This window comes from Sorangiineae bacterium MSr11954 (assembly GCA_037157815.1).
Classification (GTDB): domain Bacteria; phylum Myxococcota_A; class Polyangia; order Polyangiales; family Polyangiaceae; genus Pendulispora; species Pendulispora albinea.
In genome coordinates this window covers 5,016,864-5,039,284 of the sequence record CP089984.1, presented here as the reverse complement: position 1 = coordinate 5,039,284, position 22,421 = coordinate 5,016,864, and the positions used below count along the sequence as shown (strand labels likewise).

Genomic DNA, 22,421 nt, shown 5'->3' with positions numbered 1-22,421 from the left:
GTTGTGAAGCAATGCATATGTGATATCACAGTTGTAAGTTATCCGGGACGCTTTCGGGCGCCGCGTCGCGAAGAGCCGCGCAGGAGGGTGCGAAATGAGCAAGCGATTCGCCGTCATGAGCCTCTGCATCGCCGCGGGCTTCCTCGCCTGTCGCAACGAAAATGCCGGCACATCGCCCCCGGCATCCCAAGCGGCGACGGCCACGAACAATGCCGCAGCCGCGCCGAGCGCCGGGAGCTCACCGGCCGTCACGCCCGCCCCCCATGCGGCCGCGACCAATCCCGCGGAGCCCGCGCAGGGCAGCAGCGGAGCCCGCGCGCGAAACTTCGACCAGGACGCGGCGGGCGCGGCACCCTCGGCGCTTTCCTTTGGCCGAACGGGCCAAGGCAAGCCCGGGCGATGGGTGATCCGCGCCGAGGCCGACGCGCCCAGCAAGCCGAACGTGCTCGCACAGATCGACAACGACGACACGGATAACCGATTCCCCGTCGCCATCGCCAGCGAGCCTTCGCTCCGTCGCGAACACCTCCCGCGCCTACGAGGACGCAGCGGCGATCTCCGGGGCCGGCTATTTTCGACGACTCGCCCGCATCGTCATCCCATTGCATGCGCGCGACATCGTCACGGGCGTGGGGCTCATGCTGGTGTTCTGTTTGCGTGACCTCGAAACCGCCGTCCTGTTCTATCCTCCTGGCGGCGAGACCCTCACCGTCCGGATCTTCACCTTGGAGGCAAACGGATCGCCGTCCGTCGTGGCCGCGCTGGCGATGATTCACGTCGTGCTGACACTTACCGTCGTGAGCATCGGCGCGCTCGCCGTACGGAGGTTTCGTTGAGCCCCCTCCTCGAGCTCGAGCGGGTGTCCTTGTCGCTTGGCGGGCGCTCGGTGCTGTCCGAGGTCTCCTTGTCGCTTCAGGAGGGTGAGATGGTCGCCCTCGTGGGGCCATCCGCCAGCGGAAAGACGAGCCTTCTGCGACTCGTTCTCGGCCTCGTCGCACCTTCTGCGGGTTCCATTCGCATCGGTGGAGAGCTGGCAAGCGTTCCGGGACGGATCCTGCTGCCGCCCGACGAGCGCGACGTCGGAGCGGTATTTCAAGACCTGGCGCTGTGGCCGCACGTGTCCGTGTCCGGAAATCTGGAGCTCGGGCTCGCGGCGAAGGGTGTTCCAAAGGCGCAGCGGACCACCGCCATCGAAACGATGCTCTCCCGGGTGGGGCTGTCGGGCCTCGGCAGCCGAAGACCCCACGAGCTCTCGGGGGGTCAAAAACAGCGCGTCGCGATCGCGCGCGCCCTGGTCACCCAGCCGAGGTGGATCGTGCTCGACGAGCCGTTCACGAACCTCGACGTCGTGCTCGAGGACGAAATCCTCCAGCTCCTCGCATCGCTGCTCGGCGAACGCGGCACGGCCGCCATCCTCGTCGCGCACGACCCTCGTGAAGCTGCGCGGCTCGCCCAACGGATCGCCGTCCTCGAGCAGGGCAAGCTCGTACAGACAGGCACCCGCCGTGAGCTGGCCGATTCCCCCGCGAGCCCGTTCGTAAGGGCTTTCATGCGGGGGGAGAGATGACCGAAACGAGCCAGCCCATGGTCCACCCGTGAACACGGGGCGGCCGGCACCCGCGCGGACCGCAGACGGCGACGACGTGGTCACCATGCGACAACCAGCGGACGGTCCAGTTTTGCACATCGAACCCGCGGGAGGTCGGCATGGATCGCGACCGATAGCCATCCAGCCCGATCGCGAACAGCTCGGCGCCGAGCACCTCGACGAAAGCCTTCCCGCTTGCTTTGGCCAGGGCCTCTTTGGCCGTCCAAAGCAGCTGGAAATGATGCAAGGCGGACCCCTTGGGCATGGCGAGAATGAATTCGCGCTCCCGGTCGGGCAAAAAACGTCGCACCGTCGCAAGCCATGGCCCATCCTGGTCCACGCATTCCGCGTCGACGCCGATCCTCGAACGCCGACGCCGATCGATGTGCACCCCCACCGCCAGCAGGGTATCGGTGTGGGAAAGACTCAGCTCCAACCCTGTCACCCGGCGATGACGCAAACTCGGCCGGCCTTCGGCGCATCGGTCGAAAACCCACTCACGAGGAGAAACACGCCCCTCGACAAAAGCGCTGGCGACACATCGCGCAGCCACCCGCGTCGCATGCGCCAAACGCCGATCCTCGGGTCGAACGAACGCTTCGACCTCCGCCTTCTCCCGGGGCCCGATCACGCCGCGAGCACCTTCCCTGCCCCATGCGCCCAGCCCGTCCATCGAAATGAGCCACAGAGCCTCCGTCGTCATTCAGAGACGCCATGTTTTACCAGGAGGTCCCGGATGCTCTTCAACGATCGCGCGGTCACGATTTCGGCCGTGCTGAATCGAACCTTGTAGTTCCGCTCGACGGCCATGATCAGCTCGACATGCTTCGTACTGTTCCACGACTTCAATGTTTTCGGACTTGCGTCGTCCGATACGTTCTCTTCTGCCTCCCGCAGCACCTTGGAGACCAATGCTCTCAGGCTCATGAATCGTCCCTTTCGGCCAATACCCGCTCTTGCAAACGCTCCGGCCACTTTTGCACATCGAAACCGTGTTGGCTGAAGATGGCGAGCACCCAACGCTCGAGCCCCCAGCCCACGCAACCGGAGTAGGCCGCCTCCCCGTTGGCATCTCGGATGTTGAAGCGCTCGCCGAAGAACGCACCGTGCAGGTTGATGGATCCTGCGGCCACGGTGCGCGCCGTACCGTTGGATTTCGGCGCGATGTCCAGCCGGATCTCGTATTTGACGTCCATGGCCTCCTGCCAGAAAGCCTTGGAAGCGTAGACCGTAGCAAAAAATGGGTCGGTCGCGGTTTCGATGCGACCGCTCAAATCCCAATCGTCCAAAATCTCTTGAATGAGCGCGATGGCCTTCCGGCGGCCTGCCTGGACGAACGCGTCCGTGCCGAGGAAGACCAGCTCCCGAACGTTGAACTCCCACAAACGATCGAGTCCGACCAAATTGCTCGATTCGTATCGGAACACGCGCGCTGGCCACGTGAGCACCTGACCTTCCGCGCCGATTCGATGGTTTTCGAAAGCTTCGTAGCACGGAAAGCAGGCCGCCGGATTCAAGCAGTGCTGGATGGGCGCGAAAGCGCCCCCGTGCGTCACATTCAACCGCGAAGCGCCTTCGTTGACGGCGCGGAAGGATTCGATTTCGTCGAAGTCGTTCCGCAAGTGAGAGACGAACGAGACGGCGTTCGGATGCATCTCGAAATAGCCGCAGCGAGCCAGCAACTCCGCCTGGATCATCGCGGGATAGGCACGATCCTGCGCGGCGTACGATCGGCGATACCGTCGGGCAAACGTCTCGTCGATGACCCTGGACAGCGTGAGCGCCGGCCCGCTGAGGCTGACCATGCCGCGACCGTGCTGAAACGCCCACCCGCGCTCGAGCAGCTTCGGGAAGACGTCGTGCTCGATGGCCTTCGAGCGGCGGCCCCTCTGGTAGTGAACCGCGGGCTCGACCCTCCGAACGCGCGCCAACATGGCATCGAGATAGCGCGACAGCTTCTCTTGCAGGCGTTCGATGTCGGCGCCGTCCTTGTAACCCACGAGGACGCGAGGCTCGTTTTGGACGACGCTCAAGGAGAGCAGATCTTCGCTGACATACACGGAGTGCTTCTCGATGTCCGACGCGAGCTCGGCGTCGACAGTACGGGAAAGCGGCAACACCAGGTGTTGCGTTGGGCTTCGAAGCTGCATATCGTCTCTCCAGACGCTAAAATTTGTAATACAAGAATTGCTGGGGGCCCGAGGCCATGAGCAGCGAAACCGTGAGCACGACGGCAAGCCCAATCGCCCCCACCGTGGTGGGCCGCCACGCGAGCCAAGACAGCCCCGCGTGCGGTTCGACGTCATCGCGGCTCACGGCATACCGATGCAGAATCTGCTGCGAGTTCGGCAGGATGACGACCGCCGCTCCGATGGCTGCGAGGATGAACGCAAATCCGGCGGGCAGCGGAGAAGACGCCACGCTTTCGGCCGAGGCCGCGGACGGTGAAAAAGCGGCCTTCATGATGCGCGCGCTCGCGGCCACGCTCTCGCTCCGGAAGATGACCAGCGACCCCAGCGCCGTCAGCATGGTCAGCAGCCACGCCACCGGGCGAGGCAACCTCGTGTCAAAGGCGCGTTTCCAGGTGTGGAACACGGACAAGGCCGCGCCCCAGTACAATCCGTACAGCGCGAATGTCCAACCGTTTCCATGCCAGACTCCCGCGATGGCGAAGGCAACGATGGTGGGTACGAGGACGGTAAGCACAAAGCGGAGCGATTCGGATTCGATGCCCCGATCGTCTGCCCAGCGCGTCGCTTTGATGGCGATGGGGAGATACAGATACTGCGTGATAAAGCGTGTCAACGTCATGTGCCACCGTTGCCAGTACTCCAAGACCGTGGTGGCTTTGAACGGGGAGTTGAAGTTCAGCGGCAGCTTGATGCCCACCATATAGCCAATGGCCACGGCCATGTCCGAGTACCCCGAGAAGTCGAAGTAGAGCTGGAACATGTACGCCAAGCTGCCGCACCATGCGTCGTGCGACGTCATGGCCCGCCCCGACTGGGCGATGTCGAAGACGCGGGATGCGTAGGGCCCCAACGAATCCGCGACGAGGAGCTTCTTGAACAGGCCGATGGCGAAGAGCATCGCGCCCGCCACGACGCGTTCGAAGCGCGGTGGATCGGTCGTCTCCCCGGTTCGGACCTGGGAAACGATCTCCGAACCGCCGACGAGGGGGCCCGAGGTCACGTAGGGGAAGAACGTGGACACGAGCAGATGCTCCGTCGCATCGATCCGGTCCAAGGTTCCGTTCAGGATCTCCACCAGCAGCATGATGTGGATGAAGGTGACGAAGGACGCACCGATCGGGAAATGGCTCCATCCGAGCTCGGTCGAGCATTTGAAGACGACGAGCGCGGCGATATGGAACGTGACCCCTACCCCGGCAAAGAATCCAGGAGTACGGCCAAACAACCCGGGTGTGCCCGAGGCTTTCGCGGTTTGAACGAGATGGCAGAACAGGAAATTGGCCGCGTAGGAGAGCAGGAGAAACGGCAAGGAACGCGGGCTCAATTGGCCATAGAAGATCAAGCTGGCCACGATGAGCATTCCGGTGACGTGACGCCGCGTCGCTCCGAATCGGGTCGCGAGGGCCAAGCCGCCGAGCAGCGCAGGTAGAAAGAGAAAGATGAAGCCGTAGGACTGGAAGAACACGGATCGCCGTCAGGGCTTGATCGCCGTTTTGTCGGCGGTGATCGGGGGGATCTGGTCGAAAATGCTCTTCAGGCACGCCTCGTCCAGGTGGATGTAGTCGCGGAAGGACCTCTCCTGGCATCCCGCGGCTTTGGGGTCGAAGCTTCCGACGAACGCGGCATCGTGCAGCGCGGCAAGCTGCCGGACGGTTTGCTCGAGCTGCGAGAGCGCCTTGCCATAATTTTCGTGGGCAATGGCTTGCCAGAACGCGGGATGGTGCGGGGTGATCGCGATGACCGCTTGGACACCTTTGCTGCGAAGATGGTCCAGCAGTTTTCCGAGCGCCGCCTTGTCGTCGTCGGTGGGCTGAGTGGCGCTCTTCTTTTTGAGCTTTTCCGCTCGGCCAAGCGATTCTTTTCGCGCCGACTCCGCGGTGAAGGTTCCCGCGTGCGCCGCGGAGAACGACATCGACCCATCGGGATGGATGACATCCATATCCGGGAGGCTCTCCTTGTCCGTCGCGCCGAACGGCGCCGAGGTCTTCTTGAATGACTGAACGAGCCCGTGTTTTGCCACATCGAGCGACAGCAAGGATGCGTAGTGGTCGCGAGGGAACGTCATTCGGAAGGGCGCCACGGGCACGCCCAGCCTCTCGGCCATCCGTTGGTATTCGGGAGCGAACATCTTCCACTCCTCCGTTTCCCTCCGCGCGATGGGCTCGAAGGTGATGTACCTCACGCTCATCACGAGCGTTTTGGGCAGGCGATTCGCCTCCTCGAGCAGGCCGACGAAGGCAAACAGGTCCTCGAAGTAGTCGTTGTGACCGAAGGCGTTGTAGAAGCTTCGACCCGGGAAGGTGTTTCGGGTGGCCACCTCGAAGCGGCTGCCGGCGAAGATCGCGACATCGGGCGCTTCCGGCATGAGCCGAATGTGCTCGCGCCGAAGACCGCGAAAATCCAGGTTCGGATCGTACACCGCGACGTGCTTTCCCTGAACCAACGCGGCCGCGACGTCGCGCAACGCCCCTCGGCTGAAAACGAGAGGGTTCAGGGCGTGGTTCGCGGCCGCGAGCAGCGCCAGCAACGCGAGCACGGAACCTACGAACGAAAGGGTGAAGCGCAACGGATGGAAACGCTCCGACTCTGGACGAAGCCCCGACTCGCGCGCAGCCGTGTTTTTCATGGTCCTCGCGTTCCTTGGTGGGTTTCCCGCCGACGTACCGGAGTCGATGACCTTTACTTGGGTTGCCCAAAATATCGATCGATCCTGTGCCTGCCGGGCCAAGAGCTCGCCGACGGAAATCCAAGGCGGCTCATGCTGCTCGTGGTGTTCGAGATGCAGGTCCGGCCTGAGGTGCCCGGCGATACGCGGCCAATGCAGGTTGGACATGACCGCGTCCACGTATGCGCCCGCGTTGGACCCAAAATCCAGGCGATACGCATGTTCGTACATATCCAGAGCGAACAGCGGCACGGTGGATGTAGTGGCTCGCCATCAGCCTTTCGGACAACCCCTGCAACCTCGGCGGCTTGAACGGCAAGGGGTGAACGTCGAATTTCATACGGTCATCCCTTTCAAGGGGGTTGGCGAGCGATGCCACGAGGAAGTGGCGAGCCTCCTGCACGAGACGCTCGTCGTTGGGATGTCGCAAAGTCACCGTAGCCAGCGCGAATGGGCGCGCGAAGCAATGCAGTAAAACAGTTGCTATAAGCATACTGAGAACATGTTACAAGTGCTCTCGATCGATCGCGGTCACGCGTCGTCGCGGAGGCCGACCGCACATCCCAGTGTGCCTAATCGTTGCTCGTTCGACACATTGGACGCACCGCGGAATGGCGGCAGCTCCAGCGGCCATCGAGCCTCGGCGCCGGGTGTGAGCCTCGTGATGAAGCCCGTCGCTGCCGACGGCTCTTGCAAGGGAGATGGACGGACATCGGCGGAGCTCCAGCGTTGCATAACGCGGTAGACGTTTTTCGCTGGCGATTCATAATTTCGGGCGTCTCATGGCACGTGGGGCAATATGGAAAGAGAAGAATGAGACGTCTTTCCGCCGCGATGTGGATCATGCTCGCTTCATCGGCATGTAGGCCTTCAAAGGTCGACGGGCGTCCGGCGTCCGTATCGATCATGGCGGCGGAGAGCACACGCTCGGCGCCTTTCGAATATTGGCACCACTTGCTCGTCGTGCCGGTGCGCGTCAATGATTCGAGCGATCAGAAGTTCATCTTGGACACGGGCGCGGGTGACAATGTGATAACCCCTGCCCTGTGCAGACGAATAGGCTGCACGATCTCGGGCGAGTCCATCGGCAAACGGATGTCCGGCCAGGAAGTCCGCGCCCCAACGTCGATCCTGGGCTCGCTCTTCGTGGCCTCGCGTCGCGCGAGCTCGGTCCCAGCCAGCGTGTTCGATCTCGGGCTCGACCCATCGATCGACGGCATCGTTTCACTTTCGTTCTTCAAGGACGTGCCCTTCACCATCGACTACCAAGCGCGCAAAATCCTCGTCGAGGACGAGCGCACCTTGAAGGCCCGCGTTGCCCGTGGTTCCGTTTCGCCGATCGTCATCGAAGCGCACGAGCTCCCCTCGGTCACGATCAAGCTGGCACTGACATTGGCCACCGGGAGAACGATCGCGGTCGAAGTCGATACGGGCAGCGACGCACTCATATTGAATGACACGTTCATGGGCGAGCTTGGAGTCGCTCCCGATGCGCCCAATGTAAAGACCGTTAAGGGGCGTGATGAAACAGGCTACGAGTACACCCGCTATGTTGCGGTGATTCCGGGCCCCGTGCGGGTGGCTGCGGCGCCGGAGATCCAGCAGCGCGATCTTCGAGTTCAGTTTCAACGCATTATCTATGATGGGCTCGTGGGTCATTCGTTTTTGAAGCAATTCACCGTCACATACGATCTGCCAAACCGACGCATGATCTTCGCGAAACCTTGACCTCATGGGGTTGACCGGCCCACGCGGCTCTCCGTCGAAACGCGATGGCATTGCGTTTGCTCACGAGGAGCCACAACGGACCGAAGGACGATGGCGAGCCACTTCGAGGGGGCAACCTCGATGACGTGTCGTTCGGGCTAGTTCGGCAGGACGTGCCGACCTTGTCGCGCAGTTCGCGCGCGCGGGCGCCGTTACGCCTGGAGAATTTCGATGAGCGCGCGGCACTCCTCCGCGCAGTTCGCGCACAGGCGCTCGTGCTCCACGACCTTCGCGAGCGTCTCCGGGATCGGCCGATGCGCGGCGCGCGCCTCGGCGTATTCGGCCATCCGGGCGTTGAATTCGTCGCAGTCGATCTCGTGTGCGTGCGTCTCCTTGGAGGCCTGCAGCAGCGAGCGGACGTGTTGGTCGTTGAGCGGCATGGCTACTTCCTCACTCGAATACCCAGAGAACGTCGAGCTCGGAGATCCCTGCCCGTGCCAGATGTTCCTTGACACGCTTGCGCGCGTCGTGACTCAGCTTGTAGAGCGCATTTCGGTTCATGCCGAGCTGGCGCGCGATCTCGGCCTGCGGCATCCCGTTCAGCTCTGCTACCAGGACCGCGCGCTGCTTGTCGCTCAGGTCGTTCTCGAGGACCTCGCGCAGACACGTCAGGACGCGTTCGCGCACGAGCCTTCGGTCTTGCGATGCCTCGATGCTGGGCTCGAAGACCAGGGGCGTCTTTGCATCCGCACTCACGGCGTCGAACGAGACGTCCTTCCATCGCTTGTGACGTAGCTCGTCGAAGGCAACGCGGGTCGCGATGGAAAGTGCCCAGGTCGTGAAGCGCGACTCGCCACGAAATGCGCCCAGCCGTCCTCGGATGCGGAGCATCGTCTCTTGCGCGAAGTCTTCGCACAGGTCATTGGCGATGCCACGAGGTGACAGGATGCGCTGCAGACCGGCGACGAGCAACGCGCGCAGCTCGCGCCAGGCTGACTCTCCCGCTCCGCCGTCGTCGGCGAGAGCCCGCACCCACTCCTCGTTTGCGCGCGGCAAGGGGGCTCCGTTTGCCGTTTCCTCGCCCCGCCAAGCCATGGCCTGCAGGCTACCACGACCTTCCGGAGGCACGCGCCACGACGATCCGAGCAGGGTCATGATGAGTAGGACAACGTCGCCAGGACCATCCTCCGTAGACGGGCCGAGGTGGCGGGATCTTACGTCGACGAAAAACGAACCGCGCGCGGGTAAGAATCTCGAGCGACGTCTCGTCGGAGCTCTCGTGGCGGGGACGTCTTCTCGCCGGAAAGGCTCACCATGACCACGCAGATCACGCGCCATAGCATCGAGGCCTTCGGTTCGAAGGTCTTCGTCCGGGAGGCTGGCGATCGGACCGCCCCCGCCATCGTCCTGCTCCACGGCTATCCGTCGTCGTCGCACATGTTCCGCGAGCTCATTCCGCTGCTCGCCGGCCGCTTCCGCGTCATCGCGCCCGACATGATCGGCTACGGAGGTTCCGACGCTCCTTCCGTCGATGCTTTCGACTACACCTTCGACAACCTCACCGCGGTCACGCGCAAGGTGCTCGAGCATCTCGAGGTCGCGAGCTATGTCCTGTACCTCCACGATTTCGGCGGCCCGGTCGGCCTGCGCCTCGCCGCCGCCGAGCCCCACCGCGTGCGCGGGCTCATCGTGCAGAACGCGAACGCGTACATGGAAGGCATCAGCGAGGTGTTCGCCAACCTATTCCAGCCGCTGTGGAAGGAGCGAAACGAGAAGACCCTCGCGGCGGCGCGCGGCTTCCTCTCGGCCGAGATCACGAAGATGCAATACACGGCCGGCGCGCGCGACACAGTGCGCCTCGATCCGGCTGCGTGGATGCTCGACCAAGCGTTCCTCGATCGACCGGGTATCGCCGAGGCGCAGATCGCGCTCTTCATCGACTACGAAAAGAACGTGGCATCCTATGACGCTTGGCACGCGTACTTCCGCGCGCATCAGCCGAAGACGTTGGTCGTTTGGGGAAAGAACGATCCCTTCTTCCTTCAGGCAGGCGCGGAGGCGTTTCGGCGCGACCTTCCGGACGCCGAGATCGTTCTGCTCGACGGCGGACACTTCGCGCTCGAGGAGCATGCGCCCGCGGTTGCCGCTCACATCGGGCGGGTCTTCGGCCAGCGCACGGAGGCGGAGACCGTGCGGTCGTTTTACGACGAGCTTGGCGCGGGCCGCCTCGACGAAGCGCTCCGGCTGCTCGCGACCGACGTGAGTTGGAACGATCCGAAGGGCTTTCCGTATGGTGGCAATCTCGTCGGCGCTGCGGCGGTGAAGGAACGTGTCTTCGCTCGCATCGCCGCCGATTGGCCGACCTTTGCCATCACGATCGACAAACTCGTCGCGTCGAACGACGGGGCCGACGTCGTCGCCATCGGCGCGTACACCGGTCGTCACGGGGCGACCGGACGCGCGCTCCACGCGCCGTTTGCGCACACGTGGTCCGTGTCGCGCGGCGTGATCACCCGCTTCGAAACCTTCACGGACACCGCCGCCATGCGCGATGCGATGACCGCCTGACCGCGCCGGAAGACAAAGAAAGACTGCCATCGTGAACACCGAAGGCGCGGGCCCTTCCATAGCCGCCCGCGCTTTTTCTTCCAAAGGGAGAGGCTAAGCTCGACCACATGCTTTCCTGGAAAACCATCGTGACCTCGTGGGTCGCGGCGGGCGGCATCGGGCTCGCGGCCTGCGCGAACCCGGCGGTCCCGCCTCCCGCGGCGAACACGGCCATCACCACGTACCGCACGGCGCGAATCGACGGGGTGAACGTCTTTTACCGGGAGGCAGGGCCGCCCGATGCTCCCGTGCTCCTCTTGCTCCACGGATTTCCATCCTCGTCGCGGACGTTCGAGCCGCTCTTCCACCGTCTCTCGAACGAGTACCGGCTGATTGCGCCCGACTACCCCGGCTTCGGTCACTCCGACGCACCGCCGCCCGACCAGTTCGATTACACCTTCGATCATCTGGCCGAGGTGATGGACCATTTTGCGCAGGCTCTCTCCCTTACGCGCTACACGCTGGTCATGCATGACTACGGAGGGCCCGTGGGTTTCCGCCTGGCGATCCGGCACCCCGAGCGGGTGCAGGCGCTCGTGATTCAGAACGCGAACTCCTACGAAGAAGGCCTCGGCCCTCTCTGGGACACGCGCCGGGCCTTCTGGGCCGATCGCGCGAAAAACGAAGCAGCGGTGCGCGCGAACCTCCTATCCCCCGAGGCAGCTCGAAAGCGTCACCTCGGATCGACGCCCCACCCCGAGCGCATCGACCCCGACACCTGGACCGACGAAAGTGCCTTTCTCGAGCGTCCGGGGCAAGCCACCATTCAACTCGAATTGTTCTACGATTATCGCACCAATGTCGCGCAGTATCCAAAATGGCAGGCCTATTTGCGCGAGGCGCGGCCGCCTACCTTGGTTCTCTGGGGAAAGAACGATCCCTCCTTCATGCCCCAAGGCGCCACCGCGTACGCCCGCGATCTCCCGAACGCCGAGATTCACATGCTCGAGGCCGGACACTTTCCGCTCGACGAAGCGGCCGATACCATCGCCGCGTCCATGCGCGAATTCTTGTCGCGCAAAGGAGCGCCGCGTTAGCCGCGTCAGGCGCGAGTGCATCGCATCGACAGCGCCGAGCGCACATCGGCGCGCGCCACCCCGCGCGGCGTCCGCAGGTTCACCGGTCCCGTGATCACGTCGTTGTGCGAATGAGTGCATGACCGAGACGGGTGGCGGTCTGGTTCGAGGGGTCGCGGGGCCGATTTCACCAGGAGCCGTGCCGCCGTCTTGGCCGAGGGCCGCGCGCCTGCCAGCTTCGGCCTTTTTTCACCAGGCTGGTGCAGAACCTCTTGAACTTCCGCCTGCACGGATTCGTCGCGCATGGGCGAAGGGCGCCTCGTGGCGAATATCGCGCCTTCCGAGCGTGAGGCGCCCGAGCTGCGTTCGTGGCGTGCGGAGGTTCGCGTTCTCCTGGCGGAAACGGCGTGACACGTGCGTTGAGGCGCCTTCGGATCGCCGCATCGGGCCTTCGGGCGTTGGGCGCATTCGCGCTTTACCCCGGCGCGTCCGGAGGCAACGGGCAGCCACGCAAGGCGGGGGCGGCGCATCCGAGCGCAAAGCCCATCGTGTATCGGGCGTTGATCTCGCTGCGCGGCTGCAATTGCACGAGCCCCGCGCGGTCGCGGTAGGTGTATGCGTCGATGCCGAAGGGGCCGAAGTAGCGGGCCTTCGTCAAGGCGGAAGCCACATGCTCTGCTTCTTCGACGAGACGCGTTGCAATGGCTTCTTCGGCTTCCGTAAGCCTCGCGATTCGCTCCGTATGGAGCCACGTGCCGCGGGCATCGCAATATTGTTTCACCATGGCGCCAACCGCGCATGTGCCGTCCTGACCGAGCATACCGTGGATCGAGTACTCGTCCACGATGGCGACATTGGGCTCGACCTGCACACCACCGTCGGCGAGCGACGCGCGGATGAATGCGATGTCGGCCGCCGATACGACGCCGGCATCGATGGCGCGCTGTCCACGGCCCGTCATTCCGAAGGCCCGCTTGATGCGCCACCCCGTACCGACCGAGGGCGGCGAGCGGAGCATCTCCATCGCAGCCTCGAGCGACGAGACGAACTGCGCCGATGGAAGCGTGTCCCCCATGGCCGACGAGAACGCCCGCGAATTCACGCGGCGGAGAACGTCCACCGGCGGGTGAGGCTCGGGTAGCGCGCCCGCCTGCGACAGGAGCTTCAGCGCGCGTGGCGTCGGGCAAAATGCGCGGCCCGGCATTCCGTGCGCGCGCGCGGATACGGCATCGACTAGGACGTCGTTCGGGCCGAGCAATACCGAAGCGAGCCGCGCGACCATCGGCTGCATCGCCGCGAGCACGCTTTTCTTTGGCGAATACACGCGCGGAGCGGCGAGCTCCAGATCCGCGTCGAGGTTCAGGACCCAGGCGATTCCGGTTGCCATCGGTCCAGTTCATCGAGGAAGGGATCCGGTTGTCCGGCGCGGCGGCGCGCCTCGCGGTGCAGAGGTTTGCCGCGCATGAGCAGCGGTGTGAGGGGCGGCGGAAGCGCTTGGCACCAACTTTCGAAGGAAAGACCGCTTCGAAAAAACTCGAACCATCGAACGCCGAATCGAACGTGGGCGATCTCTTCCCGGCCGATGATCTCTTGGACGCGCGCCCCCTGTTCATCCCCCGCCGCACGAAATAGCGAGGCATAGCGCGCGGTGTGCTCCAAGTTTGCGCTCTCGACGCCAAGCCCCATCACCGCGACGAACGCCGCGGGATCCACCGACTCCGGGATGCGCGCCCAAAACCAATCGCGCACGCCGAAGTCTCCATAGGTATGGCCGAGCCTCGTGAGCTCGCCCTGGTAAAGACGCATATGTCGTATTTCGTCGTGTGCGATGCGCACGAGGCCCGTGCGAAACAGGGCCGGCGTCTCCGGAAACGCGAGCACGGCCCACGCCATCAACTCGGCGGCCTGCAGCTCATGATGCAAGAACGTGTGCAACGCTCGCGCTCGCCCGCTGGGCGCCGCCATGCCGCGCGACTTCTCCGCCTTGCGTACGACACGAAGCTCCGGGGGTCTTCCGGGCGCCACCAGCCTTCGAACGGGCGCGTCCGCTTCCAAGCATGACGGCGCGGCCTTTGGCGCGAGCTTCGCGTCGAGCGTGTCGCAGAGGATGTAGTCCCATGCCCAACGCTCGATCGTCCCTGCCTCCGGCTCCTTCATGTGCGGCAACATGTTGCCAGAAGCGGCCAAGGAAAGGAAACTCGGCTTGGTTAGGGCCCTCCCTCCTATCGCATGCGCTCCTCGGGGCGGGCCGACGAACCGGCAGCGCGCCGGCTCGACGGTCATCTTGAAGCGCCCGTCTCGGGATGCCGCGCCTTGGCTCGTCTCCTTCCGAAGGGTAAACCCTCGCACATCGAACGGTCGCCCGAAGGGGCCGTACCCAGCCTTGCGCGAGCTTCGAGCCGGCACGGTGGCCCATCCCGGACACGGCGCAGTATCGATGGGACTTTGCGTGCCCCAATGAGGTCGCCTGGCCGGAATTGGAAATGCAATCGTGAAGCGCGCTATTCCACCGATTCCAGATTGCCTCCAAGGATCCCATTTTGGATATCGGACTTATAGGTTTTTCCAAGAATGGTCGTCACCAGACCTTCGCAGTGGAACGAAATGTCGATTCGGTCGCCGACCTTTGGGGTCGCGGGGGAGCTCGGGATCGAGGCGACGCACCGTCCGGCCATGGCGTCGCCACCCTTTGCCGAAAATACGACGGAGCCCGAAGGATTGCCGACGATGAAGCTGGCGTCGGAATGGTCCTTGTCGATGACGAACTCGCGACGCTCGCCGAAACGTACGAAGTCGAACCCCGGCGATAGGCCGCCTTGTGGGGATCCCGGTGGGTCGCGCATGCAAAGTACGGATAGCGTGAGCTGGCCCAGAGGCGAACGTTTGACGGCGAGGTGGGCGTTCAGCGCGACGGCGCCGCTGGTGTCGCCCGTGATGGTGTAGGTGCATGGGTTCGTGCTTCCGGGAGGCGCGGGTCCCGGACCGGGCCCGGGGTCTTTGCCACCAGAAGACTCCGAGCCGCATGCAATCGACATGGAACCAAGGAGGAGCACCCCAAGGCATCGTAGGGCGGTGGAGCACGCGAACGTCGTCATTGCCCGCACTCTATTACTCCTAAACGAGCGAAACGTCGCGATGCATGAATGCCATTCCGTCCGTGGACGTCCAACCCGAGATCCGACATGCCCACGAGCGGCGGGGACGACGGAGAGCGTGCATGACGTCCCTTCGCAGGTGTTGGCGCGAGGTGCGCTCGCCGCGGCGCGTGGCAACGATTTTTGGCGGGAGGACAACTCGCTTCCGCGCACGCCGGTGGTCCTCTTCTTCGTTGTGGGGGACTTCGTCCCATGGCGCCAAACGACCCCGTTTAACTCGGTCGCCCGCTCACGACCCGTCGCGTGCTGCCGCACCGCCGTCGTCGAGCGGAGCGGCACGGTTTGCCATGGCGTGGGGCGCGCCGGTTGGCTCGCCCTTCGAGGCGGACGGTGGCGCAGAGGCCGCGCGCAGCGATGCCACGACGAGCCATGTGCACGCCCCCGTGAGCACGAAGGCGCGCTGCGTCCAGCGACGGCGGCGAAGGCGCTTCTGGTTCCGGCACGTGATGCTGGACAGCACGCGTGCAGCGCGCGTGGCGTCCCATGCGAGGGGTTCTTCTTGCGCGCGCGCGATGGCTTCGTCGACCCGAGCGTCATTCATGGCGTCCTCCCGCGAGGCGGCGCGCGAGGCGCTCTTCGGCGTCGGCCATGCGGCGCTTTACGGTGGCGAGCGACGTTTCGCATGCTGCGGCCGTCTCGGGAAGGCTCATGGCGACGACCCGATGCAAGATCCATGGGATCCGCAGATCTTCCGGAAGACGCCCGAGCGCGTCGTACAACTCATCGACGGCCTGGCGGTCGCGCGGATCGGAGGCCGGCGCGGCGAACTGGCGGATCCAGAAGGCAAACAGGGTGCGGCGCCGGCGGCGGGCGAGGATGCGGCGCGTGCGGCGCACGGCGATGGTGACGAGCGAGGCGCGGACGGCCGAAGGCTCCTCCAGGTGCGACAGGCCATCGATGGCATCGAGGAAGGTCTCCTGGACGACGTCGTCGACCTCGGCGTCGCGGCCCATGATGCGATGCACGACGCCGGCCAGGTAGCGAGCGTGCTGGGCATAGAGCGCCTCGAAGTCCAGTTCGGCCGGGGAGGTCGAGGCGGAGGCGGTGAGCGGGCGCGCGACGGCTAGCACATACCTTATGTACGTGAGGAGCTGCGGACCGGCTCAAAAAGATCGCTGAGCCGGTTGGAGCCCTCTCGCGTCCTCGAGGTGTATGGACACGGCGAGCGTGCGCTTCGATGCGGCGGTGCCGGCGCTCGCGTACGCGCTCGTACCGTGGAGCCCCCTCGTCCCGGTCGCGTTTGCGAGGCGCCCGGCGAGCCGCGTGCAGCTCCTGGCCATGGTGACGGCCACCGCGGGCCTGGCAGCCCATGCGTCGGGGCGGCTGTCGCCCGTGGTCGTCGCGGCCATCGGGGTGGCGCTGCTGCTGGCGCTGCGATCGCTGGATGACGTCGAGCGCGCGCCCGCGTCCCTCGTCGCGATGGTCATCGCGGTGGGATTTCTGGTGGTGCGCGACATCGAGGCGGTGCCGGCGCGGGTGCTCGAGGCCATCGGACGACCCGACACGAACGTACCGCCCTTTACGGTGGCAGCCGCGAAGATGGTGCGCATCGCCACGGCGATCACGACCGCGTTCACGGCGGCGACATGGCTCGTGCCGCGGGCCGTGCTCCCGGTGCGGCGCAGCCTGGCCATTTTCATCGTTGCCTCGCTCGCGTGGCTCGCGGTGCACGTGCACGTGTACCCGGCGCTGCTCCGGCGGCTTTCCCCCGCGGCGGCGCGCGAGACATGGGAGCGCGTTCACGTCGAGGGCGAGTCGCTGGGGACCTTGGGCGTCGATCCCCGCGGCATCACCGAAGGGCCGGCGGTGCGGCTCCCCCAGGCCACGGCAGCAGGACGGTGGCTCGCGGAGGATGCGTCCGCGCGTCGTTACGTGGCCCTCGCATCGATGGAGCTCCCGCGGCTCAACGCCGCCTTCCGCGCCGAGCGCCACGCCAACGTGCCCATTCTCGCGGGGGGCGATGGCGTGGTGATGCTCGCGGCGAGCGCCCTGGCCCGCGGGGAGCACAGCGAGAGCCCGCTCGATACGTTCGTGCGCGACGAGGTGCCCGGCGGCTTGCGGCCCATCGACGCCGTCGCGGGCGCTCGGTTCGAGCTCGTGGGATGGGACCTCCGCGATGCGCAGGGCCGTCCTCTCGAGGTTGCCGCCACGGGCAAGCGCCTGCACCTACGTCTCGTTCTTCGTGTCCGTGCGCTCCAGCCGACGGATGCCTACTGCACCTTTTTGCACATCGACCACGCGCCGACCCGTTTCGCCGCGGAGCACCGCGAGCACCTGTATCCGATGTCGCTCTGGCAGGTGGGCGACGTCATCGTCGACGATTTCGAGGTCACCTTGCCGCCGCACTTTCATACGGGCCGCTACGCGCTCTGGTGGGGGATCGGCGAGCTTCCCTGCCAGGACGACCGCCGGATGCCGGTGACCGCAGGGCCGAACGACGGCCATGGACGCGCGCGCGGCGGCACCTTGGAGGTCCGATGATCGTCGCGGCGCTTGCCTCGCTGCTGCTCGTACTCCGCCTCGCCGTGCGCGGGGTGCTGCCCGTGTGGGCGGTGGCCGTGCTCGCGCCGGGTGCGCTGCTCGCCGCGGCGTTTCTCTTCTTTCGCGGGAGGCCGCGGTACGACCTCGGGGTGATCGCCCTCGGCACCTGCCTCGCGCTGCCGCTGCTCGGCGCCTTTTCGCTGATCGATCCTTGGGAGGCGCACTACGCCGAGGTCGCGCGCGAGATGATTGAACGGCGCGACTTCATCTCTCCGTGGTGGGCGCAGGAAGGCTGGTTCATGACCAAGCCCGTGCTCACCATGTGGCTCGAGGCCATCGCCATGCTCCTGCTCGGCGTTCGCACGGGGCCCGAGGGTGCCCTCGCCGGCGGGGCCAACCCGGAGTGGGCGGTGCGCCTTCCGGCGTTCGCGATCGCCTTGGTGGGCGTGTACCTCCTCTACGACGGCGTGGCGCGCACGTGCGGACGGCGCGCGGGCTTTCTCGGGGCCCTTGCGCTCTGGACCATGCCGGGTTTCGCGCTCCTCGCGCACCAGGCCACGACGGACATGCCGCTCATCGGCGCCGTGGCCGCGAGCCTCGGCCTTCTGCTGCGCGCGATCGACACGCCCGACCATGTGCAGGCGCGCGGGTACGGCCTCGCAGCGTGGGTCGCGCTCCTCACCGGGCCGCAGCTCGTGGTCGTCGGGCTCACGCGCCACCTCGTCGAGGGTTCGCCGCACGCGTGCACGCTCCCGGGGCAGCGCCCATGCGCGGAGATCGCCGTGGCCCACCCGGGGCTTTCTCCGTGGCTGCAGGTGGCGATCGTTTTGCCGCTCGTCGTCGGGTTGCTCGTGCGCATCGCCACGGAGACCCGATTGGCGCGTCTCTTCGCGCTGGGAGCGTGGACAGCCGCGTCCTTTGCGGCCATGGCCAAAGGCCCCGCGGGCCTGGCGATTCCTGCGGCGGGCGTCGTCCTCTTTCTCGTGTCGCGCCGCTCGCCGCGGGCGCTGCTCCGTCTCGAAGCCCCCGTGGGACTCCTGCTCGCCGTCGTGATGCTCGGCCCCTGGTACCTGGCCCTTTGGGCGCGCCACGGTCGCGGCTTCCTCGACGAGCTCGTGATGACCCACATGATCGGGCGCACGCTCGGGCACCTGCACGACGTCAACGAGGGTGAGGACGTGGGCCTCATGTACTTCGTGCGCCAGCTCGGCTACGCGACATTTCCCTGGTCCGGGCTGCTCGCCGCCGCGGCGCTCTCTCCACCTCGGAGCGACGACGGCTCACGTCGCACCGGCGCGCGCACCTTGCTCTTTGGCGCCGCGCTCTTCGCCTTCACCCTGGTGTCGGCCATGCGCACCAAGTTTCACCACTACGTGCTGCCCGCCGTTCCGCCATTTGCCATGCTGCTGGGCATTTGGCTCGACGAACGCCTTTCCGAGGCCGAAAAACCGGGTCGCCGCCGTCTCCTCGCCAGCGCGGCGCTCGCCTTGGGTGCCGCCTGCGTCGCGGGCCTCGTCACGCGCGATCTCGGCGCGGACCCCTCGCACCTCGTGAAGCTCTTCACCTACCGCTACGATCGCGTATGGCCCTCGACCCGCGCGTTCGCCCCCGTCCTCGTCGCATTCGGCGTCTTCGCCACCTTGGCCAGCCTCGCGCTCGCCATTCGTACCTGGCGGCGGTACGCCGTCGTCGCATTGGGCGCGCTCGCCGTTGGGTGCATGGCGGTCTTGCTCGACGGCTACCTGGTGCGCTGCGCGCCCGATGGCGGACAGCGCCACATCATGGACGCGTATTACCGCGCGCGACGCGACACCCCGACGCCGCTCGTCGCCTACGAGCTCAATTGGAAGGGCGAAAACTTTTACACGGGGAATCGGCTCGCCATTTTTCTCTCGGGCGGCTCGCCGATGCGCACGTGGCTCGACGCAAAGCAGCGCGCCGGTGAGCACACGTTCTTCTTCGTCACCGAGCGTAGCCGAATTCGGGGGTTGCACGCGGAGCTCGGCCCGACGCGGGCCTTCGAGGAGCTCACCGACGCTTCGGCCTGCGCCGAGTTCGTCCTCGTCCGCGCGGAGTTGTGAAGCTCTCGGGGCTGTCGACCACGTCGGGGCGGCGGGTTCGGTCGCGCTCCTTCAGAGATCGCAAAATTGCCGGATCGCCGGCCATCCGCCCGTGGGGTTGGGCGTCGTGGTGCTGAAATAGGCCGCTGGGATCGTGATCGGATCGGTGATTTTTCCGTTGTTGTCCTCCCTCACGCACCAAAGCTGAATATCGGAGTGGGGCTCGCCGGTCGTCATATCGAAGTCCAGCGGACCGGATGCGCCCTCGTAATTGAATGAGCTACCCTCGGTCAAAAGCCTGAACGCTTCGTGGATCGCGGCGGGGCCGGATGGCAGAGCGGGAGCGCTCGCGATCAGCCGCGAAAACCCTCCGGCGATGTTCGGCCCCGTCATCGGCTTGTCCCCGAGCGCGACGATGGCGTACATCAATGTGTAGAATGCATCGTACGCGTTGACGGCCCCGGTCGCCTCGGGCGACGTGCCATCGTGGATGCGGGAGCGGTAGTCGCGCACGAATCCTTTGAAATTTTCCCCGCCGGTGCCGGGCTTAGTCCCCAACATCCGCTGCCTCGCCTCGGGCGCCAGCGCCAGCGCATTGGCCATCTGCGGAATGGCGCTCCCGTCGGTCAGCAGATAAAACGGCCGGTAACTGACGATCGGCCATGCATCTTCGATCATGGGGATGATGCTGTAGACGGTCTCCGCCGTTCCGAGCAGGAAAATGACGTGCGGCTTGAAGGCGGCGAGCTCATCGATCCACTCACCGCCAGGCCCTGCGGGAATGGGGTCGGGGTTGGTACCGCCTTGCATCACGTACTCCGCGCGCCGGAAGTAATTCCCATTCGACGGGTGGGTGGCCGTTGCGTCATTGAATTTCAAAACCGACATGAGCGCGTCACCCAGGTCTCGCCCGTTAGAATTGTTCTTGTGAAGGATGACGACTTTGAGCTTGTCCGCGCTGAGTCTCGTTTTCAAATCGGGCTCGAGGATCTTCATCAACGCCGCGTGGGCGCTGGCTTGAGTGACATCCGACGGGCACGTGCGCCACACCAGGCCGTCGTCTGCCAGGGTCGACAGCGTCGGATCGGTCGCAGAAGGTGAGATCAGGAGCACCTTGGCCGGAATGGTGACCTTGGTCGCCACCTCGGTGGTCACCCCACTGTAGGCGGAGCCGATGATCGCGGGCACGCCCACGTCCTCCGTCAAATGGCGGGCGGCGCGGATCGCCGTCAACGCGTTCGCGCCGTCGTTGCACGCGATCAGCACCATGGGCCGCCGTTGCGTCTTCCCGGGCAGCGGTGGAAGGCCCCCGGCCTGGAGGAAATCGTCGAACGCGAGCTCCACCCCGTTTTCGATGGGCTTGCCCCAGAGCTGGTACGAGCCTTCGACGGGAAAAACCGATCCCACGACGACCGCATCATCATGCGACGTATCGCCGAGGATCCGTTTGCAATCCTCGGAGGCGAGGTTGACGCACCGCTGCGTGGACGACCGGCATACCCAGCTCGGGCCGCGCGCGAGGTTGCACTGGACGTTGTTCTTGCAGGTCGCATCGACGCCGACACATTCGTCCCCTGAACAAGAAGGTGAAAAGGACGGCGGGCACCCATCCAAGAAGAGGACGGATATCGCCAAGCCAAGGACTCCGCGGATCGTGGCCGTACGCATGATCTTCCCTTGCGGTTCTAAAAAGTTTGCTGCAACCGAATACCCGCGATCCCCGGCGCGACCGCGGGAGTGACATTCGTTCGGCCCGCGCCCGGGCGCGTCTCCGGCGCGAAGAACCAAACGAGTCCACCTGCGACCAGCGCGGAAACCGCGCCGCCGTAAGCAACCCACGCGATTGCCACGCTGCGCTTCCCGGAATCTTCGAGGTCGCGCTGGTGGGCGCATTCGGCGCTGTTGGGGTTAACGCAGGCGAGGCCGTTGCTCCCGATTTCGTCTTTCGTGGACTGTGCGCTCAAAGAGAATGCAATTCCTACCCCCAAGGCGGCCGCGGTGACACCTCCCAAAACCCACGTGGCGGCCGGTGGCGATGCGAGACCGCGTGAGCTCCTGGGCGGCGGCGACGCCGATGGCGCGGCGCCAGAAGCGCGCAGCACCTTCGCGGGAGGCGCGGCGCGCACCGATGGCTCGACCATCGGATCGTCGTTCCGCGACACTTCGAAGGACACGACGGTCTCGTTGCCCGCCGGAGCGTCGACATCGATGCGGTGCGTACCACCGTCGAACGAGGCCTCGACGACATGCCTTCCCGGATGGACATCGACGTGCTCTCCCCGCGCGACATTCGTCAGGATGCGTCCGTCCACGGCCACGAACACCGCATCGGGAGCTCGTATTTGCAAGTGCGCAACCTTGCCTTTCAACTCGATGACCAAGCCTCGTCCCTGCTCTTTTCTCCATGGCTCGGCGCGCGGATCCGCCAGATACGCCTCGAGGTGACGGAGCGCCTCCAGCGGGCGATTCGAATCGATCTCCGCGACGAGCAAATTCCACAGCACCTTGGGCGACGGGACCGCCGCATAGGACTGGTAAAACTCCAGACGCGCGGTCTCGGCGTCACCTCGTTTCACCGCCTCGAGGCCCCGACGGGCGTGTTCCGACGCATCGAGTTGCACGCTCGCACCCGTTGGAGGTGGCTGGGCCTCCGCGACGCGCACACCGAGTATCGCGACCGAAATGGCAAACGAATAGAGAAGCTCAGTGACTTTCCGAGAAATCATCATAATACAAGCTCTGGTGAGGAAGACTCGGCCTCGGCGCGGCAGGCGCTGCAGACGAAGCGCGTGGCTCGTGGCGCCCTTGGGCCTCATCGCGATGATCGTCCGCCGCGACGAGCTCGGCGGCTTCGGTCGCCCCTCCCCTCGCACGGTATCCGGCCAATCGACTCGGCGCGGCACGTGCACCGGCATCGGTGGATTGGGTCGTCGATTCCGCGGGATGCGCG

At 65.3% G+C, this 22,421-nt stretch carries 22 protein-coding genes; 8 read left to right on the top strand and 14 right to left on the bottom strand.

Going from position 1 to position 22,421, the window contains the following annotated elements; genetic code table 11:
• Nucleotides 1-94 precede the first annotated feature (94 nt).
• The 3 genes from LZC94_19755 to LZC94_19745 are packed head-to-tail and all read left to right on the top strand — an operon-like array spanning nucleotide 95 to nucleotide 1,567.
• Entirely contained in the window at nucleotides 95-661 is a 567-nt protein-coding gene (locus LZC94_19755; protein ID WXB19453.1) for a hypothetical protein, read from the top strand.
• Nucleotides 555-836, top strand: coding sequence for a hypothetical protein (locus tag LZC94_19750; GenBank protein ID WXB20216.1), 282 nt, complete (start codon nucleotides 555-557; stop codon nucleotides 834-836). Before LZC94_19755 ends, LZC94_19750 begins: the two co-directional genes overlap by 107 nt.
• On the top strand, nucleotides 833-1,567 hold the full coding sequence (locus tag LZC94_19745; protein WXB19452.1) for an ABC transporter ATP-binding protein: 735 nt from the start codon (nucleotides 833-835) through the stop codon (nucleotides 1,565-1,567). Before LZC94_19750 ends, LZC94_19745 begins: the two co-directional genes overlap by 4 nt.
• Here LZC94_19745 and LZC94_19740 read toward each other — a convergent pair.
• From LZC94_19740 to LZC94_19720, 5 genes are read right to left on the bottom strand one after another with little or no spacing between them, the layout of a single operon-like run.
• A complete protein-coding gene (locus tag LZC94_19740) occupies nucleotides 1,548-2,291 on the bottom strand; it encodes a 4'-phosphopantetheinyl transferase superfamily protein (protein WXB19451.1) in 744 nt (247 codons plus the stop codon). The two genes, LZC94_19745 and LZC94_19740, sit on opposite strands and share 20 nt — an antisense overlap.
• On the bottom strand, nucleotides 2,288-2,515 hold the full coding sequence (locus tag LZC94_19735; GenBank protein ID WXB19450.1) for an acyl carrier protein: 228 nt from the start codon (nucleotides 2,513-2,515) through the stop codon (nucleotides 2,288-2,290). Before LZC94_19735 ends, LZC94_19740 begins: the two co-directional genes overlap by 4 nt.
• Nucleotides 2,512-3,738, bottom strand: coding sequence for a hypothetical protein (locus LZC94_19730; GenBank protein WXB19449.1), 1,227 nt, complete (start codon nucleotides 3,736-3,738; stop codon nucleotides 2,512-2,514). The genes LZC94_19735 and LZC94_19730 overlap by 4 nt, the downstream gene beginning before the upstream one ends.
• 16 nt (nucleotides 3,739-3,754) lie before the next feature.
• Entirely contained in the window at nucleotides 3,755-5,245 is a 1,491-nt protein-coding gene (locus tag LZC94_19725) for a hypothetical protein (protein ID WXB19448.1), read from the bottom strand.
• A 9-nt stretch (nucleotides 5,246-5,254) separates the two neighbouring features.
• Nucleotides 5,255-6,406, bottom strand: coding sequence for a hypothetical protein (locus tag LZC94_19720; GenBank protein ID WXB19447.1), 1,152 nt, complete (start codon nucleotides 6,404-6,406; stop codon nucleotides 5,255-5,257).
• Between the two features lie 852 nt (nucleotides 6,407-7,258).
• Here LZC94_19720 and LZC94_19715 point away from each other — a divergent pair.
• A complete protein-coding gene (locus tag LZC94_19715; GenBank protein WXB19446.1) occupies nucleotides 7,259-8,173 on the top strand; it encodes a retropepsin-like domain-containing protein in 915 nt (304 codons plus the stop codon).
• A gap of 191 nt (nucleotides 8,174-8,364) precedes the next feature.
• On the opposite strand, the gene LZC94_19710 is transcribed toward LZC94_19715, so the two are convergent.
• Nucleotides 8,365-8,592, bottom strand: a complete 228-nt coding sequence (locus LZC94_19710) for a hypothetical protein (protein ID WXB19445.1) — start codon at nucleotides 8,590-8,592, stop codon at nucleotides 8,365-8,367.
• A gap of 10 nt (nucleotides 8,593-8,602) precedes the next feature.
• Entirely contained in the window at nucleotides 8,603-9,208 is a 606-nt protein-coding gene (locus LZC94_19705) for a sigma-70 family RNA polymerase sigma factor (protein WXB19444.1), read from the bottom strand.
• 258 nt (nucleotides 9,209-9,466) lie between these two features.
• Between LZC94_19705 and LZC94_19700 the strand changes: the two genes are divergently transcribed.
• Together LZC94_19700 and LZC94_19695 are read left to right on the top strand one after the other, a co-directional pair.
• Complete coding sequence (locus tag LZC94_19700) at nucleotides 9,467-10,720, top strand: alpha/beta fold hydrolase (protein ID WXB19443.1); 1,254 nt, start codon at nucleotides 9,467-9,469, stop codon at nucleotides 10,718-10,720.
• Nucleotides 10,721-10,827: 107 nt separating this feature from the next.
• Nucleotides 10,828-11,796: an alpha/beta hydrolase gene (locus LZC94_19695; GenBank protein WXB19442.1), complete on the top strand. Its 969-nt coding sequence runs from the start codon at nucleotides 10,828-10,830 to the stop codon at nucleotides 11,794-11,796.
• Nucleotides 11,797-12,250: 454 nt separating this feature from the next.
• Here LZC94_19695 and LZC94_19690 read toward each other — a convergent pair whose 3' ends face one another.
• The 5 genes from LZC94_19690 to LZC94_19670 form a co-directional block, all read right to left on the bottom strand.
• A complete protein-coding gene (locus tag LZC94_19690) occupies nucleotides 12,251-13,162 on the bottom strand; it encodes a hypothetical protein (protein ID WXB19441.1) in 912 nt (303 codons plus the stop codon).
• Nucleotides 13,135-13,944 (bottom strand): ferritin-like domain-containing protein, encoded by an 810-nt coding sequence (locus LZC94_19685; protein ID WXB19440.1) that lies wholly within the window; start codon nucleotides 13,942-13,944, stop codon nucleotides 13,135-13,137. The genes LZC94_19690 and LZC94_19685 overlap by 28 nt, the downstream gene beginning before the upstream one ends.
• A 332-nt stretch (nucleotides 13,945-14,276) precedes the next feature.
• Nucleotides 14,277-14,810: a hypothetical protein gene (locus LZC94_19680; protein WXB19439.1), complete on the bottom strand. Its 534-nt coding sequence runs from the start codon at nucleotides 14,808-14,810 to the stop codon at nucleotides 14,277-14,279.
• 349 nt (nucleotides 14,811-15,159) lie between these two features.
• Nucleotides 15,160-15,471: a hypothetical protein gene (locus tag LZC94_19675; GenBank protein WXB19438.1), complete on the bottom strand. Its 312-nt coding sequence runs from the start codon at nucleotides 15,469-15,471 to the stop codon at nucleotides 15,160-15,162.
• A complete protein-coding gene (locus LZC94_19670) occupies nucleotides 15,464-16,000 on the bottom strand; it encodes an RNA polymerase sigma factor (GenBank protein ID WXB19437.1) in 537 nt (178 codons plus the stop codon). Before LZC94_19670 ends, LZC94_19675 begins: the two co-directional genes overlap by 8 nt.
• Nucleotides 16,001-16,082: 82 nt before the next feature.
• On the opposite strand from LZC94_19670, the gene LZC94_19665 reads away from it, so the two are divergent.
• Nucleotides 16,083-17,411, top strand: coding sequence for a hypothetical protein (locus LZC94_19665; protein ID WXB19436.1), 1,329 nt, complete (start codon nucleotides 16,083-16,085; stop codon nucleotides 17,409-17,411).
• On the top strand, nucleotides 17,408-19,492 hold the full coding sequence (locus LZC94_19660) for a glycosyltransferase family 39 protein (GenBank protein ID WXB19435.1): 2,085 nt from the start codon (nucleotides 17,408-17,410) through the stop codon (nucleotides 19,490-19,492). Before LZC94_19665 ends, LZC94_19660 begins: the two co-directional genes overlap by 4 nt.
• Nucleotides 19,493-19,543: 51 nt before the next feature.
• Here LZC94_19660 and LZC94_19655 read toward each other — a convergent pair whose 3' ends face one another.
• Entirely contained in the window at nucleotides 19,544-21,139 is a 1,596-nt protein-coding gene (locus LZC94_19655) for an ABC transporter substrate-binding protein (GenBank protein ID WXB19434.1), read from the bottom strand.
• Between the two features lie 17 nt (nucleotides 21,140-21,156).
• Nucleotides 21,157-22,047 carry a hypothetical protein gene (locus tag LZC94_19650; GenBank protein WXB19433.1) on the bottom strand — a complete coding sequence of 297 codons (891 nt, stop codon included), beginning with the start codon at nucleotides 22,045-22,047 and terminating at the stop codon, nucleotides 21,157-21,159.
• Nucleotides 22,048-22,421: the final 374 nt, after the last annotated feature.

What these genes read in the sequence shown, in the direction of transcription:
- LZC94_19755 (WXB19453.1), top strand. Translation starts at nt 95, where the DNA reads ATGAGCAAGCGATTCGCCGTCATGAGCCTCTGCATCGCCGCGGGCTTC.
- LZC94_19740 (WXB19451.1), bottom strand. Translation starts at nt 2,291, where the DNA reads ATGACGACGGAGGCTCTGTGGCTCATTTCGATGGACGGGCTGGGCGCA.
- LZC94_19735 (WXB19450.1), bottom strand. Translation starts at nt 2,515, where the DNA reads ATGAGCCTGAGAGCATTGGTCTCCAAGGTGCTGCGGGAGGCAGAAGAG.
- LZC94_19730 (WXB19449.1), bottom strand. Translation starts at nt 3,738, where the DNA reads ATGCAGCTTCGAAGCCCAACGCAACACCTGGTGTTGCCGCTTTCCCGT.
- LZC94_19720 (WXB19447.1), bottom strand. Translation starts at nt 6,406, where the DNA reads ATGAAAAACACGGCTGCGCGCGAGTCGGGGCTTCGTCCAGAGTCGGAG.
- LZC94_19715 (WXB19446.1), top strand. Translation starts at nt 7,259, where the DNA reads ATGAGACGTCTTTCCGCCGCGATGTGGATCATGCTCGCTTCATCGGCA.
- LZC94_19710 (WXB19445.1), bottom strand. Translation starts at nt 8,592, where the DNA reads ATGCCGCTCAACGACCAACACGTCCGCTCGCTGCTGCAGGCCTCCAAG.
- LZC94_19700 (WXB19443.1), top strand. Translation starts at nt 9,467, where the DNA reads ATGACCACGCAGATCACGCGCCATAGCATCGAGGCCTTCGGTTCGAAG.
- LZC94_19695 (WXB19442.1), top strand. Translation starts at nt 10,828, where the DNA reads ATGCTTTCCTGGAAAACCATCGTGACCTCGTGGGTCGCGGCGGGCGGC.
- LZC94_19690 (WXB19441.1), bottom strand. Translation starts at nt 13,162, where the DNA reads ATGGCAACCGGAATCGCCTGGGTCCTGAACCTCGACGCGGATCTGGAG.
- LZC94_19685 (WXB19440.1), bottom strand. Translation starts at nt 13,944, where the DNA reads ATGTTGCCGCACATGAAGGAGCCGGAGGCAGGGACGATCGAGCGTTGG.
- LZC94_19680 (WXB19439.1), bottom strand. Translation starts at nt 14,810, where the DNA reads ATGTCGATTGCATGCGGCTCGGAGTCTTCTGGTGGCAAAGACCCCGGG.
- LZC94_19675 (WXB19438.1), bottom strand. Translation starts at nt 15,471, where the DNA reads ATGAATGACGCTCGGGTCGACGAAGCCATCGCGCGCGCGCAAGAAGAA.
- LZC94_19665 (WXB19436.1), top strand. Translation starts at nt 16,083, where the DNA reads ATGGACACGGCGAGCGTGCGCTTCGATGCGGCGGTGCCGGCGCTCGCG.
- LZC94_19660 (WXB19435.1), top strand. Translation starts at nt 17,408, where the DNA reads ATGATCGTCGCGGCGCTTGCCTCGCTGCTGCTCGTACTCCGCCTCGCC.
- LZC94_19655 (WXB19434.1), bottom strand. Translation starts at nt 21,139, where the DNA reads ATGCGTACGGCCACGATCCGCGGAGTCCTTGGCTTGGCGATATCCGTC.